The sequence below is a fragment of the Pseudomonas sp. Sample_16 genome, assembly GCF_004307665.1.
Lineage (GTDB): Bacteria > Pseudomonadota > Gammaproteobacteria > Pseudomonadales > Pseudomonadaceae > Aquipseudomonas.
In genome coordinates, this window is the sequence record NZ_RCOB01000015.1 from 24,927 (window position 1) to 44,148 (window position 19,222).

General features: G+C 58.6%; 16 protein-coding genes. 9 read left to right on the forward strand and 7 right to left on the reverse strand.

Annotated elements, in window-relative coordinates; all coding sequences use genetic code 11:
- Window positions 1–44: 44 nt before the first annotated feature.
- Window positions 45–1,934, reverse strand: a complete 1,890-nt coding sequence (locus tag D8U69_RS01770; protein ID WP_130905903.1) for a methyl-accepting chemotaxis protein — start codon at window positions 1,932–1,934, stop codon at window positions 45–47.
- Window positions 1,935–2,122: 188 nt separating this feature from the next.
- Here D8U69_RS01770 and D8U69_RS01775 point away from each other — a divergent pair, with 188 nt between their 5' ends.
- On the forward strand, window positions 2,123–3,610 hold the full coding sequence (locus tag D8U69_RS01775; protein WP_130906566.1) for a helicase HerA-like domain-containing protein: 1,488 nt from the start codon (window positions 2,123–2,125) through the stop codon (window positions 3,608–3,610).
- A 105-nt stretch (window positions 3,611–3,715) separates the two neighbouring features.
- Here D8U69_RS01775 and D8U69_RS01785 read toward each other — a convergent pair whose 3' ends face one another.
- The gene (locus D8U69_RS01785) at window positions 3,716–4,171 is read right to left on the reverse strand and encodes a DciA family protein (RefSeq protein WP_056852678.1); all 456 of its coding nucleotides are present in this window, start codon (window positions 4,169–4,171) and stop codon (window positions 3,716–3,718) included.
- A gap of 307 nt (window positions 4,172–4,478) precedes the next feature.
- Between D8U69_RS01785 and secA the strand changes: the two genes are divergently transcribed.
- The 4 genes from secA to D8U69_RS01805 all read left to right on the forward strand — a co-directional run bounded on the left by secA (window position 4,479) and on the right by D8U69_RS01805 (window position 10,226).
- Entirely contained in the window at window positions 4,479–7,214 is a 2,736-nt protein-coding gene (gene secA / locus D8U69_RS01790) for a preprotein translocase subunit SecA (protein WP_056852677.1), read from the forward strand.
- A 122-nt stretch (window positions 7,215–7,336) separates the two neighbouring features.
- A complete protein-coding gene (gene argJ / locus D8U69_RS01795) occupies window positions 7,337–8,554 on the forward strand; it encodes a bifunctional glutamate N-acetyltransferase/amino-acid acetyltransferase ArgJ (RefSeq protein ID WP_130905901.1) in 1,218 nt (405 codons plus the stop codon).
- A 92-nt stretch (window positions 8,555–8,646) separates the two neighbouring features.
- Window positions 8,647–9,279 (forward strand): glutathione S-transferase family protein, encoded by a 633-nt coding sequence (locus D8U69_RS01800; protein ID WP_130906563.1) that lies wholly within the window; start codon window positions 8,647–8,649, stop codon window positions 9,277–9,279.
- Entirely contained in the window at window positions 9,276–10,226 is a 951-nt protein-coding gene (locus D8U69_RS01805) for a Nudix family hydrolase (protein ID WP_130906564.1), read from the forward strand. The genes D8U69_RS01800 and D8U69_RS01805 overlap by 4 nt, the downstream gene beginning before the upstream one ends.
- A gap of 95 nt (window positions 10,227–10,321) precedes the next feature.
- On the opposite strand, the gene D8U69_RS01810 is transcribed toward D8U69_RS01805, so the two are convergent.
- Genes D8U69_RS01810 through D8U69_RS01820 form a run of 3 tightly spaced genes read right to left on the reverse strand, consistent with a single transcriptional unit; the run spans window position 10,322 to window position 13,905 of the window.
- Window positions 10,322–10,903: a cob(I)yrinic acid a,c-diamide adenosyltransferase gene (locus D8U69_RS01810; RefSeq protein ID WP_130905898.1), complete on the reverse strand. Its 582-nt coding sequence runs from the start codon at window positions 10,901–10,903 to the stop codon at window positions 10,322–10,324.
- Window positions 10,904–10,905: 2 nt separating this feature from the next.
- A complete protein-coding gene (locus D8U69_RS01815; protein ID WP_130905897.1) occupies window positions 10,906–12,942 on the reverse strand; it encodes a HAMP domain-containing sensor histidine kinase in 2,037 nt (678 codons plus the stop codon).
- 45 nt (window positions 12,943–12,987) lie between these two features.
- Window positions 12,988–13,905, reverse strand: coding sequence for a putative 2-dehydropantoate 2-reductase (locus D8U69_RS01820; protein ID WP_130906565.1), 918 nt, complete (start codon window positions 13,903–13,905; stop codon window positions 12,988–12,990).
- A gap of 142 nt (window positions 13,906–14,047) precedes the next feature.
- Between D8U69_RS01820 and D8U69_RS01825 the strand changes: the two genes are divergently transcribed.
- Window positions 14,048–14,533 (forward strand): YajQ family cyclic di-GMP-binding protein, encoded by a 486-nt coding sequence (locus D8U69_RS01825; RefSeq protein WP_007977344.1) that lies wholly within the window; start codon window positions 14,048–14,050, stop codon window positions 14,531–14,533.
- A gap of 135 nt (window positions 14,534–14,668) precedes the next feature.
- Window positions 14,669–15,511 (forward strand): mechanosensitive ion channel family protein, encoded by an 843-nt coding sequence (locus tag D8U69_RS01830; protein WP_130905895.1) that lies wholly within the window; start codon window positions 14,669–14,671, stop codon window positions 15,509–15,511.
- A gap of 209 nt (window positions 15,512–15,720) precedes the next feature.
- Here D8U69_RS01830 and D8U69_RS01835 read toward each other — a convergent pair whose 3' ends face one another.
- The gene (locus D8U69_RS01835) at window positions 15,721–17,049 is read right to left on the reverse strand and encodes an OprD family porin (protein ID WP_130905894.1); all 1,329 of its coding nucleotides are present in this window, start codon (window positions 17,047–17,049) and stop codon (window positions 15,721–15,723) included.
- A gap of 910 nt (window positions 17,050–17,959) precedes the next feature.
- Between D8U69_RS01835 and D8U69_RS01840 the strand changes: the two genes are divergently transcribed.
- Window positions 17,960–18,385: an HIT domain-containing protein gene (locus D8U69_RS01840; RefSeq protein WP_056852668.1), complete on the forward strand. Its 426-nt coding sequence runs from the start codon at window positions 17,960–17,962 to the stop codon at window positions 18,383–18,385.
- Window positions 18,386–18,388: 3 nt separating this feature from the next.
- Window positions 18,389–18,595, forward strand: a complete 207-nt coding sequence (locus D8U69_RS01845; RefSeq protein ID WP_056852667.1) for a SlyX family protein — start codon at window positions 18,389–18,391, stop codon at window positions 18,593–18,595.
- Window positions 18,596–18,655: 60 nt separating this feature from the next.
- Here the strand turns inward: D8U69_RS01845 and D8U69_RS29920 are convergent.
- On the reverse strand, window positions 18,656–19,222 hold a 567-nt coding region (locus tag D8U69_RS29920; protein ID WP_277751134.1), incomplete at its 5' end, for a cold-shock protein.

Consider the following 19,222-nt stretch of genomic DNA (forward strand, 5'->3'; position numbering starts at 1 on the left):
CTCTGTGGGAGCTGGCTTGCCAGCGATGAGGCCGGTGAGAGCGATTAGATCCGGAAACTGCCTACCAACTGCTTCAACCGCGCCGCCTGCTGTTCCAGATCCGAACACGCGCGCAACGTCGACTGCAGGTTTTCCACACCTTCCTGGTTCAGCGTATTGATTTCGGTGATGTCGACGTTGATCGACTCAACCACTGCCGTCTGTTCCTCGGTGGCGGTCGCCACCGACTGGTTCATGCCGTCGATTTCGCCGATACGCTGGGTCACGCTGCTCAAGCGCTCACCCGCCAGATTGGCGATTTCGACGCTGTCCTGGCTGTGACGCTGGCTGTCGCTCATGGTGCTGACGGACTCGCGGGCACCGACTTGCAGCTCCTCGATCATGGTTTGCACTTGTTGCGCCGATTCCTGGGTGCGGTGCGCCAGATTGCGCACTTCATCGGCCACCACGGCAAACCCGCGCCCGGCTTCACCGGCCCGCGCCGCTTCGATGGCGGCATTGAGCGCCAGCAAGTTGGTCTGTTGGGAAATGCTGGTGATCACTTCGAGAATCTGCCCGATGTTCACGGTTTTGCTGTTCAGCGACTCGATGTTGGTGCTCGACGCGCTGAGCATGCTCGACAACTGGTTCATCGCGGCAATGCTGCGGTCCACAACCTGCTGGCCGTCTTCGGCGAGGCTGCGGGCGTCACTGGCCTGATTCGATGCTTGCGCAGCATTGCGGGCGATCTCCTGGGCGGCGGCGCCGAGCTGGTTGATCGCGGCGGCGACACTGCTGGTGCGCGATGCCTGCTGGTCGGAGTTGAACATCGACGAGTTCGAGGCCGCCACCACACGCAACGCGACTTCGTTGACCTGGCCGGTGGCGGAAGACACTTCGCGGATCGAACCGTGGATACGCTCGACGAAACGGTTGAATGCCGTGCCGAGCGTGCCGAACTCATCGTTGTTGACGATGGTCAGGCGCTTGGTCAGGTCGCCTTCGCCGTCGGCAATGTCGGCCATGGCGCGGGTCATGACGTGCAGCGGCTGAATCAGGATGCGGATCAGCATGCCCAGCAGGGCGATGATGATTGCCACCGCGATGACGGTCGCCACCACCGCTGAAGCGCGGAATTCGCTGAGCATCGAGAAGGCTTTTTCCTTGTCGATGGACAAGCCGATGTACCAGTTGACCGAGGGTAAGCCTTTGATCGGCGTGAAGCTGACGATGCGGGTCTTGCCGTCGACATCGACTTCACTGAAACCGTTGCCGATTCGCGGCGTGTCTTTCGGATACGCCTCGCTCAGGGACTTCATCACCAGCGCTTTGTCCGGGTGAACCAGGATTTTGCCGTCGGCGCTGACCAGAAAGGCGTAGCCCATGCCGTCGAAGTCGCGGGCGCTGAGGGTATCGATCAGCGTTTGCAGGCTCAGGTCACCGCCGATCACGCCGATGCTTTGCCCGGATTTTTTCGAGGCCATGGCCATGGAAATGATGGTTTGACCGGTCGCCGCATCGATATAGGGCTCGGTCAGGGTCGGCGTGCTGCTGTTTTCCGCCCCCTTGTACCAAGGGCGGACCCGTGGATCGAAGCCATCGGGCATCTTCGCGTCGGGTCTGATGGTGAAATGCCCGGTGGCATCGCCCAGGTAGGACGCCATGAACGTCGAGGTCAGCGCTTTCTGTTCAAGCAGGGCGGCTACGTTGGCTTGTTCCGGGTTGATGGCGATGTTTTGCGAAAGGTTTTCGATCAGCAGAATCCGGCCGGTCAACCATGTCTGGATGTTGTTGGCGGTGACATCCCCCATCTCGTTGAGATAGTTGTCCAGGTCTTCGCGGATGGCATTACGCTGTAAATAGTCGTTGTACAGGGTGAATGAGGCGAAAGTGGCAATGACGATGAGGGCGGCGGCAAGCAGGATTTTATGGCTGAAGCGTAGATTTTTATTCATGGCTTGGGGTCCGCTAAGGTCTTATTGCCCAGCGCGTGCTTTTATAAAGGAACGCAAAAGGGGCAGGGTTGAAAGCAAGTGATATTTCCATCGCTCCTTAAGGGAAATGTCCTACCAGATTGTGTCTGTCTGCTTTGTTGCTATTTCTATCGGCCGTGAAGGATCAAAGATTAACCATGGGTGACCAAATGCATGACTCATTGCAACTCGTTATCGGCGCCGATCTTTCCGGGCAGCCGATCGCCCAGGCCATGCGCCTGGCCAACCGTCACGGTTTGATTGCGGGGGCTACCGGGACGGGCAAGACCGTCACCTTGCAACGTATGGCCGAAGCCTTCAGTGATGCCGGAGTCGCGGTATTTGCCGCCGATATCAAGGGCGATCTCTGCGGTCTGGGTGCAGCCGGTAATCCCCAGGGCAAGATTGCCGAGCGAATCGCCGGGATGCCCTGGCTGAACCACAAGCCTCAGGCTTATCCGGTGACCTTGTGGGACATTCACGGGCAGTCCGGTCATCCACTGCGCACAACCTTGAGCGAAATGGGCCCGTTATTGTTGGGTAGCCTGTTGGAGCTGACGGACAGTCAGCAATCGGCGCTGTATGCCGCGTTCAAGGTCGCCGACCGCGAAGGCTTGTTGCTGCTGGACCTCAAAGACCTGAAGGCATTGCTCAATCACCTCAAGGATCATCCACAGCTGCTCGGCGATGATGCGGCGCTGATGACCACCGGTTCCAGCCAAGCCCTGCTGCGGCGTCTGGCAACGCTCGAACAACAGGGGGCGGAGGCGCTGTTCGGTGAGCCGGCGCTGCAACTCGAAGACATTCTGCAACCGACAGTCGACGGTCGTGGTCGCATTCATTTGCTCGATGCCAGTCGGCTGGTGCACGAAGCGCCGAAGGTCTACGCGACGTTTCTGTTGTGGTTGCTGGCCGAATTGTTCGAGCAATTGCCGGAGCGCGGTGATTCGGACAAACCGCTGTTGGCGTTGTTTTTCGACGAGGCGCATCTGTTGTTTGCCGGGACCCCCAAGGCGTTGCAGGATCGCCTGGAACAAGTGGTGCGGCTGATACGTTCGAAAGGAGTGGGGGTGTATTTCGTCACCCAATCGCCGGGCGACCTGCCGGACGATGTGCTGGCGCAACTGGGTTTGCGCGTCCAGCACGGCTTGCGTGCGTTCACCGCCAAGGAGCAGAAATCCCTGCGGGCGGTGGCTGACGGTTTCCGGCCTAACCCGGCATTCGATGCGCTGTCGGTGCTGACTGAGTTGGGGATTGGAGAGGCGTTGGTCGGCACTTTGCAGGAAAAGGGCACGCCGGAAATGGTCCAACGGGTTCTGGTGGCACCGCCACAGTCGCGGATCGGGCCGCTGAGCGAGACGGAGCGTACGCTGCTGATCGCCGGTTCGCCGTGCAAGGGCCGGTACGACAAGCCGATTGATCGCGAGTCGGCTTATGAAGTGCTGATGGGCCGCAAAGGACTGGCGCCTGAACCCGAGGCTGCACCGGACAAATCCGCCAAGCAAGAGCCAAGCTTCACCGAACAGGCCGGGGAGTTCCTCGGCACGGCGGCGGGGAAGGCGCTGAAGTCAGCGATGCAACAGGCGGCGAATCAGATCGGCCGACAATTGGTGCGCGGTTTGATGGGCTCTTTATTGGGCGGCAACAAACGCCGCTGAAACCTGTAGGAGTGAGCCTGCTCGCGATGGCGGCGTATCAGTCAACTTATGCGTTGAATGTTACATCGCTATCGCGAGCAGGCTCGCTCCTACATGGGTTCATTATCAGGTTTTGGGCCTGGCGTGCGCCGCCAACCGCTCCAGCGCGGCCCGAAGGTTTGGATCACTGATGCCGTCGGCCGTCGCCTGAATGGTCGCCGCCGCATCATTGGACAAATCCATGGTATGACCGGCCGCACCTTGTTGAACGGTAGGTGGCTGAACCTTGAACAGAATTCGCGTGAGGCTGGCGAATTCATCGAACATCTGCAATTGCCGCTGCAGGCGTTTTTGCTGGTAGCGCAGGCGAGTGGCCCAATGCCCATCAGTGACGATCAGCAGCAAGCTGCCTTCACGCCAGGACGCCACGTGGCAATGCTCGCGAGCGGCGGGTTGCAGTTGGCTTTCCAGCAGGCGTTGCAGATGACCCAGGCGTTGAGCGTGGCCGAGAATGGCTTTGAGCGGCTTGGCTTCGCGAAGGAGAACGGCGGGTGCTCTGGCCGTAAGAGGGCGAAATGCCATGATCAGACACCTGAAGTAACAGAGCCGCCATGGTAGCAGAAAGCGCCGAATGCACTCGCCCATTGCTTTTGTGGATGCTTTACTCATTAAATCAACGACTAACTTCTTCCCTGAATGGGTTGAAGTTGAACAAAACGCCCTTATTTTAAGTGAGCCCCGTCAAAGCGCAGTGCCAGCATCGTGGAACATCGCCACTTTCCTCACCACCGTTTCCGGGTAGAATGCTCGTTCGCATGCGGCCATGAGGGCTGCACGGGCGACTCACGGGGCCGCCCTCCATCCCTTTAGTGTGGAAGATCCTGCCGATATGTTTGCGCCTTTGTTAAAGAAACTTTTTGGAAGCAAGAACGAGCGTGAAGTCAAACGCATGCTCAAGACGGTGCAACTCGTCAATGCCTTCGAAGAGCAAATGGTGGCCCTTTCGGACGATCAATTGCGTGCCAAGACAGACGAGTTCAAGGCCCGCATCGCCAAAGGGGAAACCCTCGATAAATTGCTGCCAGAAGCCTTTGCGGTCGCCCGCGAAGCCGGTAAGCGTGTCATGGGCATGCGTCACTTCGACGTCCAGCTGATCGGCGGCATGACCTTGCATGAAGGCAAGATCGCCGAAATGCGTACCGGTGAAGGCAAGACCCTGGTGGCAACACTGGGCGTTTACCTCAATGCATTGTCCGGCAAGGGCGTGCACGTTGTGACGGTGAACGACTACCTGGCCCGTCGAGACGCCAACTGGATGCGCCCGCTGTATGAATTCCTCGGCCTGACGGTCGGCGTTGTCACGCCGTTCCAGCCGCCGGAAGAGAAGCGCGCCGCCTACGCTGCCGACATCACCTACGGTACCAACAACGAATTCGGTTTCGATTACCTGCGCGACAACATGGCGTTCAGCATGGAAGAAAAATTCCAGCGCGAACTCAATTTTGCCGTGATCGACGAAGTCGACTCCATTCTCATCGACGAAGCCCGTACCCCGCTGATCATCTCCGGTCAGGCCGAGGACAGCTCCAAGCTGTACATCGAGATCAACAAACTGATCCCGCAGCTGGAATTGCACGTTGAAGAAGTCGAAGGCGAAGTCACCAAGCCCGGCCACTACACCGTCGATGAGAAGACCCGCCAGGTCGAGCTCAACGAAGCCGGTCACCAATTCGTCGAAGAAACGCTGACCCGCATCGGCCTGCTGGCTGAAGGCGAGAGCCTGTACTCGGCGCACAACCTGAGCCTGCTGACTCACGTTTACGCCGGTCTGCGTGCGCACAAACTGTTCCACCGCAACATCGAGTACATCGTGCAGGACGGTCAGGTGGTTCTGGTCGACGAACACACCGGGCGCACCATGCCGGGCCGTCGTTTGTCCGAAGGCCTGCACCAGGCCATCGAAGCCAAGGAAAACCTGAACATCCAGGCCGAAAGCCAGACACTGGCGTCGACCACGTTCCAGAACTACTTCCGTCTGTACAACAAACTGTCCGGGATGACCGGTACGGCCGACACCGAAGCGTTCGAGTTCCACCAGATCTATGGCCTGCAGGTCATGGTCATCCCGCCAAACAAGCCGCTGGCCCGTAAAGACTACAACGACCTGGTGTTCCTGACCGCCGACGAGAAATACGCCGCGATCGTTGCCGACATCAAGGAAAGCATGGCCGCCGGTCGTCCGGTACTGGTCGGCACCGCAACCATCGAAACGTCCGAGCACATGTCCAGCCTGCTCGTGAAGGAAGGCATCGAACACAAGGTCCTCAACGCCAAGTTCCACGAAAAAGAAGCCGAGATCATTGCCCAGGCCGGTCGTCCAGGCGCATTGACCATCGCCACCAACATGGCCGGTCGTGGTACCGACATCCTGTTGGGCGGCAACTGGGAAGTGGAAGTGGCCTCGCTGGAAAACCCGACGCCTGAGCAGATTGCCCAGATCAAGGCCGACTGGCAGAAGCGTCACCAGCAAGTGCTCGAGTCGGGTGGCTTGCAGGTGATCGCCTCCGAACGTCACGAATCGCGCCGTATCGACAACCAGCTGCGTGGTCGTGCCGGTCGTCAGGGCGACGCCGGTTCCAGCCGTTTCTATCTGTCGCTGGAAGACAGCCTGATGCGCATCTTTGCCTCTGACCGGGTGAAGAACTTCATGAAAGCCCTGGGCATGCAGCCTGGCGAAGCGATTGAGCACCGCATGGTGACCAACGCCATCGAAAAGGCTCAGCGCAAGGTTGAAGGTCGTAACTTCGACATTCGCAAGCAACTGCTTGAGTTCGACGACGTCAACAACGAACAGCGTAAAGTGATCTATCACATGCGTAACACGTTGCTGGCTGCCAACAACATCGGTGAAACCATTGCCGATTTCCGTCAGGACGTCCTCAACGCCACCGTCAGCGCCCACATCCCTCCGCAATCGCTGCCAGAGCAGTGGGACGTGGCGGGGCTGGAAGCTACGTTGCAGAGCGATTTCGGTGTAGCACTGCCGATCCAGCAGTGGCTCGACGAAGACGATCACCTGTACGAAGAAACCCTGCGCGAAAAACTCATGCAGGAACTGATCGCCGCCTACAACGAGAAAGAAGACCAGGCGGGCGCCGAAGCGCTGCGCAGCTTCGAGAAACAAATCGTTCTGCGCGTGCTGGACGACCTGTGGAAAGACCACCTGTCGACCATGGACCACCTGCGTCATGGTATCCACCTGCGTGGCTATGCCCAGAAGAACCCGAAGCAGGAGTACAAGCGCGAGTCGTTCACGCTGTTCTCCGAGCTGCTGGATTCGATCAAACGCGACTCGATCCGCGTGCTGTCGCACGTTCAGGTTCGCCGCGAAGATCCGATCGAAGAAGAGCAGCGCCTGCGTCAGGAAGCCGAGGCACTGGCCGCCCGCATGCAGTTCCTGCATGAAGAAGCCCCAGGTCTGGAGCAACCGGAGCAACTGGGTGAAGAGGTCGATGTGGCTCTCGCCACCGCACCGGTTCGCAACGAGCAGAAGCTGGGCCGCAACGAGCTGTGCTACTGCGGTTCGGGCAAGAAGTTCAAGCATTGCCACGGGCAGATCCAGTAAAACCCGTTTCAATCGCTGAAATACCCGCGCCGCGACCGGCTTCTGCCGTCGCGGCGTTTTACCATTTCGAACCACCGTTTTTCCTGAAACGGTGCTGACATCATTTATAAAGGAGCGCATTCATGGCTGTTGGTCTTGGTCCTTTGCCAACGTTGCACCCGGTTGCCGGTTTTGAACTCGGTATCGCCTCGGCCGGTATCAAGCGCCCGGGGCGCAAGGATGTCGTCGTCATGCGCTGTGCCGAAGGCTCGACGGTGGCAGGCGTGTTCACCCTGAACGCTTTTTGCGCAGCGCCGGTGATCCTCGCCAAGCAACGCGTGCAAGGCCCGGTGCGTTACCTGCTGACCAACACTGGCAATGCCAACGCCGGTACCGGCGAGCCAGGCCTGGCCGCCGCCGAGCGCACTTGCGCGAAACTGGCCGAGCTGACCGGCGTCGATGCCAGCCAGGTGCTGCCTTACTCCACCGGTGTGATCGGCGAGCCATTGCCGGTCGAGAAAATCGAAGGCGCACTGCAAGCGGCCCTCGACGATCTGTCGGTCAACAATTGGGAAGCCGCCGCCACCGGCATCATGACCACCGACACGTTGCCAAAAGGCGCCAGCCGTCAGTTCCAGCACGACGGCGTGACCATCACCGTGACCGGCATCAGCAAAGGTGCGGGCATGATTCGACCAAACATGGCGACCATGCTCGGCTACATCGCCACCGACGCCAAAGTCTCCCGCGACGTGCTGCAAAACCTGATGCTGGACGGCGCTAACAAGTCGTTCAACCGCATTACCATCGACGGCGACACCTCGACCAACGATTGCTGCATGCTGATTGCCACCGGTCAGGCTGCGCTGCCGGAGATCACCCGTGCCGAAGGCGAGCTGTTCGCCAAGTTAAAGCAAGCGGTGTTCGAAGTGTGCATGGACGTGGCGCAGGCCATCGTGCGTGACGGCGAAGGTGCGACCAAGTTCGTCACCGTTGAAGTCAACGGCGGCGGTAATCATCAGGAGTGCCTGGACGTCGGTTACACCGTGGCCCACTCGCCGCTGATCAAGACCGCGCTGTTCGCTTCCGACCCGAACTGGGGCCGCATCCTGGCTGCCGTCGGCCGCGCCGGCGTACCGAATCTGGACGTGAGCAAGATCGACGTGTTCCTCGGTGACGTTTGCATCGCCAGCCGTGGCGCGCGCGCCGCGACCTACACTGAAGCCCAGGGCGCGGCAGTGATGCAGCAGGAAGAAATCACCATCCGTATCGAATTGGGCCGCGGCGATTGCAGCGAAACCATCTGGACCACCGACCTGTCCCACGAGTACGTGAAGATCAACGCCGAGTATCGTACTTAAGAGCGGGTCGCCCCTAATCGCGGGCAAGCCCGCGATTAGGGGCGACCAGATGCTAGAGATTTGGCCTGTCCCCTTCATCAAAGGTCCCGAACATGAGCCTTCACCTGATCATCGGCGACAAACTGCTTTCCTCCTGGTCCCTGCGCGGCGCCCTGGCGCTTGATCTGACCGGCGCCTCCTACACCGAAGAACTGATCAAACTGAACCAGCCCGACACCCGCGAGCGTGTGCTCAAGCATTCGCCGACCGGCAAAGTCCCGCTGCTGAAAACCGAGCACGGCACCATCGCCGATTCCCTGGCGATTGCTGAATACCTGGCCGAACAATTCCCTGAAGCCAAGCTGTGGCCAACAGACACTGCGGCCCGTGCCCAGGCGCGTTCGGCGTGTGCGCAAATGCACAGCGGCTTCTTCGCCATGCGTGGCAACATGCCGTTCGACCTCAGTCATGACGCGCCGCTGTCGCCGCTCCCGGCGGACGTGCAGGCGGATATCGAGCGCATGGCGGCGTTGTGGGCCGAGTGCCGTGCTGCCGCGACCGAAACCGGTCCTTACCTGTTTGGTCGCATTACCTTGGCCGATGCGTTCTTTGCGCCGATCGCCGTACGACTGCGCACCTATCGGGTGAAACTGTCTGCGGTGGACGAAGCCTATGTTGAAACCCTCTACCAATGGCCAGCATTCAAGGCCTGGCAGAAGGCCGGACTGGAGGAAATCGAGCGGTGAAACGAGTTCATGTAGCCGCTGCCGTTATCCGTGATAACAGCGGCAAGATCCTGATTGCCCGCCGTGCCGATACCCAGCACCAGGGCGGATTGTGGGAGTTTCCCGGTGGCAAGGTCGAGGCCGACGAATCGGTGGAAACCGCGCTGGCCCGCGAACTTCATGAGGAACTGGGCATTGTCGTCAGTGCAGCGCGCCCGTTGATCAAGGTTCGCCACGATTATCCGGACAAGCAGGTATTGCTCGACGTCTGGGAGGTTTCGGCGTTCAGCGGTGAGCCACACGGTGCTGAGGGTCAGCCATTGGCCTGGGTCAGCGCCCGTGAGTTGTCGAACTACGAGTTCCCTGAGGCCAACCGGCCGATCGTCGCGGCTGCCCGGTTGCCCGAGCAGTACCTGATCACCCCGGAAGATCTGGAAACCCCGGCCTTGCTGCGCGGAATTCAGAAAGCCATTGCCGGCGGCATCAAGCTGATCCAGTTGCGCGCACCGAACGGTTACGATCCGAAGTATCGCGACCTGGCCGTTGATGCGGTAGGGCTGTGTGCCGGCAAGGCGCAGTTGATGATCAAGGGTCCGTTCGAGTGGCTGGGCGACTTTCCTGCCGCCGGTTGGCACATCACGTCTGCGCAGCTGCGCAAGTATGCGGCTGCCGGCCGGCCATTGCCGGCTTCGCGCTGGCTGGCCGCGTCCTGCCATAACGCCGAAGAACTGGCGTTGGCCGAAGCAATGGGCGTGGACTTCGTGACCTTGTCGCCGGTGCAGCCGACGCTGACGCATCCGGGGGCTGAGCCGCTGGGTTGGGAGCAGGCTTCGACCTTGATCGAAGGCTTCAGCAAACCGGTGTTTTTGCTCGGTGGTGTCGGGCCTGCGCAGGTTCAGCAAGCCTGGGCGGCGGGTGCGCAGGGTGTTGCTGGGATTCGGGCTTTCTGGCCTGATTCTTCGGTGTAGTTGGTGGACCTTCGCGGGCAAGCCTCGCTGCTACAGGTTCACGCGAAATCCTGTAGGAGCAAGGCTTGCCCGCGATGGCGGCCGGCAGGCGCCGCTTAATCCCCAGGCTTCGCCGCCGGTTGCCAAAGAATCTCAGCAACGCCTTGCCTCTTGGCAATCAACCTGGCCACCACAAACAGCAAATCCGACAACCGATTGATGTACGCCAGGCCAACCCCGGCCAACGGCTCAATCGCATTCAACTGCTGACAACGCCGCTCGGCACTGCGTGCCAGGCTGCGGCAGACGTGGGCTTGGGCAATTAACGCCGAACCACCCGGCAGAATGAAGTTCTCCAGCGGTCCCAATTCTTCATTCCATACATCGATCGCCGCTTCAAGGCGTTCGATTTCCGCCACGTTCAATGCCTGGTACGCCGGCATCGCCAACTCGCCGCCAAGGTCGAACAGCCGATGCTGGCAGGGCGCCAACACCTCGATCACTTCGCTCAGCCGCGGATACTCTTCACATTCCGCTGCAAGCCCGGCCAGCAATACGCCGACCTGACTGTTCAACGTGTCGACCTCGCCAATGGCCTCGATCCGTGGATGGTCCTTGGGTACGCGGCGTCCATCGCCCAGGCCGGTTTCGCCTTTGTCGCCGGTGCGGGTGTAAATCTTCGACAAGCGAAAGCCCATGGTTACCTCGTAAGCTGGTTGAATTCCTGGGAGACGAGCGGGGTGCCCGCCAGTGGCAAGCGCAAGGTGAAGCAGGTGCCTTGGCCGAGGGTCGATTGCACTTCCATCTGCCCTTTATGGTTATTGGTGATGATGAAGTACGAAACCGACAACCCGAGACCGGTGCCCTGGCCGATTTCCTTGGTGGTGAAAAACGGTTCGAAGGTACGTTTGCGCACGCTTTCGCTCATGCCGATGCCATTGTCCTCGACCTGAATCTCCGCCCAGGGCGGATTGAGCCGGGTGCGCAGAATGATCCGCCCCGGCTCGCTATCGTCTTCACGCTGGTGAATGGCCTGGGCGGCGTTTTTCAACAGGTTGAGCAACACTTGCTCCAGTTCGTTGGCGGTACCGGGTACCGGGCCGAGCGCGGGGTCGAACTGGCGGATGATGGCCTGGCCCTTGAAGTCGAAACCGATGGCCAGGTCGAAGTCGTTACCGGCGATTTCCACCGCCTGATCGATCAGTGCCGGCAGATCGCACGGGGCCATTTGCCGGGTACTGCGGCGGCTGAAACTGAGCATGTGGGTGACAATTTTCGCCGCGCGGGCGCCGGCCTGCTGAATGCCGTCGAGTAGCTGCGGCACTTCCCGGGCTTGCAGGTATTGATTGACCGTCGACAGCTCAACGCCTATGTGTTCGGCCTGCTCCAGGTTTTTTGGCAGTTCGGGGGACAGGCGGCGGCGAATGTTCTGCACGTTGTGCAGGATCGCACCAAGCGGATTATTGATCTCATGGGCCATGCCAGCGGCGAGGCCACCGACGGAGAGCATTTTTTCCGACTGCACCATCATTTCTTCCAGGGACAGGCGTTGGGTGATGTCGTCGATTCGTATCACCACGCCACGCCCGGCACCGCCCATCAGCGGGTAGAAAGTCAGGGCGTAATGGCGCGGCTCATCGTCTTTGATCCAGGTCACGCGTTCGATTTTGGCTACGGTATGTTGCTCGACCGTTTGCTTGAGTTGCGGCAAAAACGGCTTGAGCGGCTCGAAGGCGAGGAAGATCGGCTGGTTCAAGGCTTCATCCAGGCGAGTGCCGGACAGGGCACTGGCTTCCTGATTCCACTGCGTCACGTAAAGCTGTTCGTCGAGCGCGATCAGCGCCGATGGCATGGAGTCGATGATGCTGTTGAGGTAGTTCTGGAAGCCGGTGAGTTTCTTCTCGATCTTGCTCCGCACCTGGACTTCGAGCTCCAGTTTGCGATTGGTGTGGCGGGTTTCCTCGGCCAGGCCCTGAGCCTGGTCATAGGCCGCCTGCGAGTCGTCCCGTGCGCGTTTGAGCTGCTGCTCCCGCGCTTCAATGCGTGACAGCATGGTATTGAACGCTTCGGCGAGGCTGCCGATTTCATCGTGGTTGCCCCGTGAGGCACGCAGGGCGTAGTTCTCTTCCCGGGTCACCTGGCGGGAAAGCTCTTCGAGTTGATGGATCGGCCGGGTAATCAGGCGTTTGATCTGCCTCGCGATGACCAGCCAAAGCAGGACACTGAAAATCAGGATCCCGAGGCTGGCAGTCAGGGTCCCGGTATAAAACGCCATCGGCAGTTCGCTGCTGGCCACCAACAGCAAGTGACCCGGCGCGGCACCTGGGCGGGGCAGGGTGATGACTTGATTGCTGCGAAATTCGGTGGCCTGCCAGGATTCGATATGCCCGTATTTTTTTGGCAGACTCAGGTGATCGCCATGCTGCAACTGTGCCAGGCGTTCACCCTTGCCGTCATATAGTGCAGCGGCGCGCAAGGGTGAGTAGCTGTTGAGTTCGTCGAGCAGGCGTTGAGCGCTTTGCGGCGAAGTCAGTGCTTCGGAAATCAGGCTCGGATTGGACACCAGGCGTCCGATGGTCTGCAGCGCCTGGGGCGCCATGCTTTCCTGGGAAATGTAATACGCGGCGCTGATAAAGGTCAGGTTGGCGACCAGCAAAACAGTGGTCAACAGCACCAACAGGGCGGCCAGGAGTTTCTGGCCGACCGGCAGGTTTTCAAGGCGCTGGCGCAATGGCATCAGGTTTATCGCTGCAAAGGAACAAGTGGCCAGCGTAGCCGCTGCTCAGTCGCTGGGCAATCCAAGGCTGTGCAGTCGGGTAATCAGGCGCTGTTGCAGTTGATTGAGGTGTGGCAGATTCAATTGATGTCGAGCCGCGATTTTGCAGGCATGGCCCAGCAGGTAGCTGATTTCGGTCCGACGCCGGTGGCTGACATCCTGGTACATCGACGAGTAATTGGCCGCAGTGGCATGAATCACCCGTTCGACTTCCTGTTGCAGGTTTTCCGCTGCTGCCGGTTGACCGCAGCGCTCAAGCAGTTCGGTGAGTTCACCGCAGAGGGTGGCGACTTCACAATGGTGCTCCTGCAAACCACCATTGCGGCAATCGTGCAGCACAGTCAGTGGATTGATGGCGCAATTGAGTGCCAGTTTTCGCCACAACCTGGTGAGTATCTCGGTACTCCATTCATGGGGAATACCGGCGCTGTTCAATTCTTCAAGCCAGGTTGGTGCGGCGGGATGACCGGCATCCCCCAGCCAGGTAAACCCGTGTCCGGCGAACACCACGCGCCAGTCGCCATCGCGAAAAGCGCCTTCGGTGCTGGAGGCATAAATGCAGCGCGCCTGCGGCACTTGTGCGGCTACGGCGTCCTGGCTGCCGAGGCCGTTCTGCAACAGAATCAGTTCGGCGCCGGGAGCCAGGCGTGGCGCCAGTTGCGCTACGGCGTGCTCGGCGTCGTAGGCCTTGCAGGCCACCAGCAATCGATCGATCGGCTCTTTACTATCGGGTGTTTCGGCAGGTACCGGGTAGTGCTGCGCTGCGCCATGCTCGACCAGCGTCAGTCCACCCGCCACTTCATAGGCTTGCAGACGCCGGGCGTCGCGCAGGATCAGCCGCACCGGCAACCCGGCCCGTGCCAGGCGAGTGGCCCATAAAGTACCGAGACTGCCGGCGCCGAGTACATGCCAGGTAGTGGACATCAGAATTTTGCTCTGTTTGACGCGCGCATGGACGGCTCGCAGTGAATGATCGGAAAGACCCGTTATAATCAGCGCGGATTTTTACCGCAAGCCAGGTGTGCTCCTTCTTGATCGAGCGCCCCCTATTTAATGGAGAGATTACATGCCGTCGTTCGACGTGGTATCCGAACTGGACAAACACGAAGTCACCAACGCGGTCGAGAACGCCGTCAAGGAACTCGATCGTCGCTACGACCTGAAAGGCAAGGGCAGCTTCGAGTTCAAGGAAAAGGACCTGACCGTCAATCTGACCGCTGAAGCCGATTTCCAGCTCGAAGCGATGATCGAGATCCTCAAGCTGGCGCTGGTCAAGCGCAAAATCGACGTGCAGTGCCTTGAGGTCAAGGATGCATTTGCTTCGGGCAAGTTGATGAAGCAGGAAGCCGTCCTCAAGGAAGGCATCGACAAAGAGCTGGCGAAGAAAATCGTCGCTCACGTCAAAGACGCCAAGTTGAAAGTGCAGGCCGCCATTCAGGGCGAGCAAGTGCGCATCACCGGCAAGAAGCGTGACGATCTGCAGGAAGCCATCGCCGTACTGCGCGCCAAGGAATTCGGCATGCCGCTGCAGTTCAACAACTTCCGCGACTGATCCGCACGCGGGAACCTCTCGGCGTTTTCGGCGTCCGAGGCCCAAGCAACGGCAGAAACGATTGATCCACACCGGGTCGGTCTTTCTGCCGCTATTTTTTCGCGTGCCGGATAGCCGCAAATCAGGAGAACGTAGATGGACTTGAATGCTGAAGTGGATAACCTGGTCAAGGCATCCCAAGCCTGGATTCCGATGATCATGGAATACGGCAGTCGCGTGCTGTTGGCGGTAATCACACTGGCCATCGGTTGGTGGCTGATCAACAAGGTGACGCAGAAGCTCGGAAGCCTGATTGCATTGCGCAATGCCGATCTGGCGCTGCAAGGCTTCATCAGCAGCCTGGCCAACATCATTCTGAAAATTCTGCTGATCGTCAGCGTGGCGTCGATGATCGGTGTGGAAACCACCTCGTTCGTGGCTGCCATCGGTGCGGCGGGCCTGGCCATCGGTCTGGCCTTGCAGGGTAGCCTGGCGAACTTCGCGGGTGGCGTGTTGATTCTGTTGTTCCGTCCATTCCGTATTGGCGACTGGATCGAAGCACAAGGTGTGGCCGGTACGGTTGATAGCATCCAGATTTTCCACACGGTGCTGCGCACGGGTGATAACAAAACCATCATCGTGCCAAACGGTAACCTGTCGAACGGCATCATCACCAATACCAACCGCCAGCCAACCCGCAAAGTGGTGTTTGATGTGGGGGTTGATTACGAGGCGGACCTGCAGAAAGCCCGTGAAGTGTTACTGGATCTGGCAAAAGACCCGCGCGTATTGACTGATCCGAAGCCTGAGGCCGTTATTTCGACACTGGGTGACAGTGCGATCACTGTTTCCCTGCGTGTATGGGTTAAAACTGCGGATTACTGGGATGTGATGTTCATGTTCAACGAACAATCCCGTGATCGTTTGAAAAAGGCCGGTATCGACATTCCGTTTCCACAGCGGGTTGTTCGTGTGGTTCAGGAAGCAGCAGTACAGTAAGCCTGGTTTCATTAGTTGTTACATGAGCCCGAGGGATTAATAGTCTCTCGGGCTTTTTTGTGACTTTTGATCGGTTCATTGAAAAAAGTACTAATGTTATTCGCGGAAGTTGTTTGCTGGCGTGATCAGTGTATGGCAGGCATAAAAAAACGCCCACCTGAAAAGGTGAGCGTTTTTTGATCTACAGTACTTCCGGTTTTACACCCTGATTACAGGATGCTCAGCGGGTACTCGATGATCAGACGGGTGTCGTAGACGTCAGGCGAGTAACCGCTGTACGCGCCGTTCGAACGGTAGTTGGCGAAACGTGCACGGAAGGACAGGTCTTTAGCTGGACCTTCCTGAACGACGTACTTGGACTCGATGTTCCACTCGTTTTCCTTACCTTCACCCAGACCGTTGGTCTTGATGTTGTCACCCATCACGTAACGGGTCATGAAGCTCAGACCTGGGACGCCATAGGAAGCCATGTTCAGATCATAGCGAGCTTGGTAGGATTTCTCCTCGCGGCCCACGAAGTCAGAGATCTGGATGGAGTTGGATACGAAGATGGTGCTGTTACCGTCAACGCCGTAGTAGTAAGCGTTGTCGCCGCTGGACTGCTGATAGGCCAGGGTGAATTTGTGAGCGCCGAGGCTATAGGCAGCAGCCAGGGACCACAGGTTGTTGTCCACACCCAAGGTGCCGTCGCCGATGGCGTCGACCAGGTCACCGCGCTTGTCACCTTTGGTCTTGTAACCGTTAAGGTCGAAGTTCAGGGACTGATCGTCAGTGATTGGCAAGGTGTAGTTCAGGTTGACGTAGTACTTCTTGAAGTACTCATCGGCATCCGATGCAGCCACGGCACCGGTGAAGTTGTCGGTGAAGGCGTAGCTGGCACCGAAGATGTTGATGCCGTCGCTCAGGCCTTTGCCGTGGTTTCCGTCTTCGTCAGTCAGGCCGCCGATGCTGTCACGGGCCATACCGGTTTGTTTGCTCAGAGCGGTGAAGCGACCGGCGCTCAGTTCCAGACCTTTGATTTCCTTGGAAGTCAGCAAGGTACCGGTGGCAACTTCTGGCAGCAGACGGCTGTCGTCGGTAGCGAACACTGGGCTGGCTACGAATTGCTGGCCGTACTTCAGAACTGTGTCGGAGAGACGCAGTTTGACTGCACCGCCAACCTTGCCCTGGGATTTTTCCGGGTTGCCATCGCTGTCGTTGGCGAACAGGCCGTTGCCACGCTTGCCCGAACCACCGTCCAGTTTGACCGAGCCCATTGCCATGGCGTCCAGACCGAAACCAACAGTGCCTTGAGTGAAGCCCGACTCGTAAGTGAGCAACTGGCTCAGACCGGAGTCCTGACGATAGCCGGCGGTGCCGCTGGATGGGTTGCTGACACCGTTTTTATAGTCGCGGTTCATGTATTCGAAACGGGTTTTCAGTTTCAGGCTCTGGTCACCGAAGAAACCCTTGGATTCTTCCTGGGAAGACGCCACTGCGAACTGCGAGGTACCAGCTGCAACAGCCAGTGCGATCATGCTCCACTTCATCACGCGCATCGTGATTTGCTCCTTTGGTTTTTAGAAGAGTACTGCCGCTCCACCTGTTTTATTATCTGGGCGGCTCTTTCTTTTTGTGTCGGCGCAAACTTATATCACGCCGACAATGTTGGCGATACTTGCGCATCTAACCTTTCAGCTTCTTTACGACCCTGTCGCTAACAGCTTGCTAGATGTCGCAAATTTACAGCCCCGATGCAACCGGAGACACAACTTTAACGCTGTTTTGTTGGGGTTGAGCATCGGTAAAAAGAGTCCCTGGTGAAACGTTTGAATCTCCATCGGGCTACCCTGCCGCTGTTTTATTTAGTCTCAAGGTTCCCGCTTCCAGCTGAGCCTTATAGACGATGTGGGTGTGAATGCAACAAGCGTGCACAAATCAGAATTCCATGGATATTTTTTTCTGCATTGCTGGCCGATGCCGTAAAACCTCATGAATCCGGGGGTCTCATCCTGCTGTAGGTGAGGCTTGACGCCATCCATCGCATGGTGTTGACCATACTGTTACCGCCGCGTGACAACCAAAAATGTTACCGGTTCACCCCGCCGTTGAGTAATTGGCGGATATGCGAAGTAGTCAGCGTAGACACACTGTGCGGTTTCGGTGCAAAAATTTTTATTTGCTGTACTGAATCCATACAGCATCGCGGCCTGTCACCCAGCAGCTGATGAGGCTTTTCGGTCATTTCAGCGCATTTTGCGGGGCTGCCGGTTCGGTACTGGTGCGTTTCGCCAGCAAGTGTTTCATCTCGGAGCGTAGGAGCGTCCATATCAGGACCTCGAGAGTTTGCATCAGGGTTCGTCGTGAAGCCTGCGACGTTCGCAGGTATGCTGCCGTCCAGTCGCTTGGTGCAACATCTCTCGGGATGGGCGCTAAGCTGAAATTGATGACCTGACGGGAGTGCGCGCTGTGTTCGCTTTAGATCCAATACTTCAACAGGACACGCTACCGATCGGTGATTTCCCGCTTTGCCGGCTGCTGCTGTCCAACGATTCGAACTATCCCTGGTTCATCCTGGTGCCTCGCCGTGACGATATCAGCGAGATATTTCAGTTGGATGTCGCCGATCAGCAGCAGTTGTGGCAGGAAACGACCGCGCTGGCCGAGTTGCTCAAGGATTCATTCGACGCCGATAAACTCAACGTCGCGGCGTTGGGCAATGTCGTCAGTCAGTTGCATATGCATGTGATCGTGCGCAAGCGGGATGACGCCGCCTGGCCCGCGCCGATCTGGGGTAAACACCCGGCCAGGCCTTACAATGCAGAGCAGGTCGAGGCCATTCGTGAGCGTCTGCGTCTGGTGCTGACCGACGATTTCACCTTCGTGGAGGGTTGAATCATGAGCCTGGAAAATCGTGTTACCGATCTGGAGAGTCAATTGGCGTTTCAGGATGACACCATCCAGTCGTTGAACGACGTGCTGGCAGCGCAGCAGCGCGCAGTCGAGCGTCTGCAGTTGCAGATGGCCGCATTGCTCAAGCGCCAGGAAGAAATGGCCGGTCAGTTCGAGTCTTTCGAGGAAGAGGCGCCGCCGCCGCATTACTGAGTGGCAGGCAATAAAAAACCGCGAGCAGCCAGGCTGTTCGCGGTTTTTTTACGCCTTGTATCAGCGGCGAGGCAGAGCGGCGATCACATCTTCGGCTTGCAGGCCCTTGTCACGATTCATGACAGAGAACTCCACGCGCTGGCCTTCGACCAGGACGCGATGGCCTTCACCGCGAATGGCCCGGAAGTGCACGAAAATATCGTCACCGGAGTCGCGGGAGATAAAGCCGAAGCCTTTGGAGGTGTTGAACCACTTGACGGTTCCGGTATCGCGGTTGCTCATGTCGTAGCTTGGCGAAGCGGCAGCCGGTGACGATTTGTAGAAGCTGATAGCCAGGTGCAGAAAAACCGCAACCAGAGCGGCGACCAGGCTGAACAGAACGGCAGGTTGACCGGCGATGACAGGCATCGGCGCGATCAGCGTCAGGGTTTGCAGAACGACAGCCAGTACCAGCAGGGCGCTGACCAGGTTTTGCAGTTGATGACGCGGGCCTTTGTTCCAGTAGGGGATGACAGGCGCGAGGGTGAGGTTAAGCAGGCCGAAAAAGGCCAGGTACAGAGCATCGGGTTGTTGCAGGTAAGGTACGGCTTCGGATCGCAGGCTAGGGATGAAGGACAGCAGCAAGGC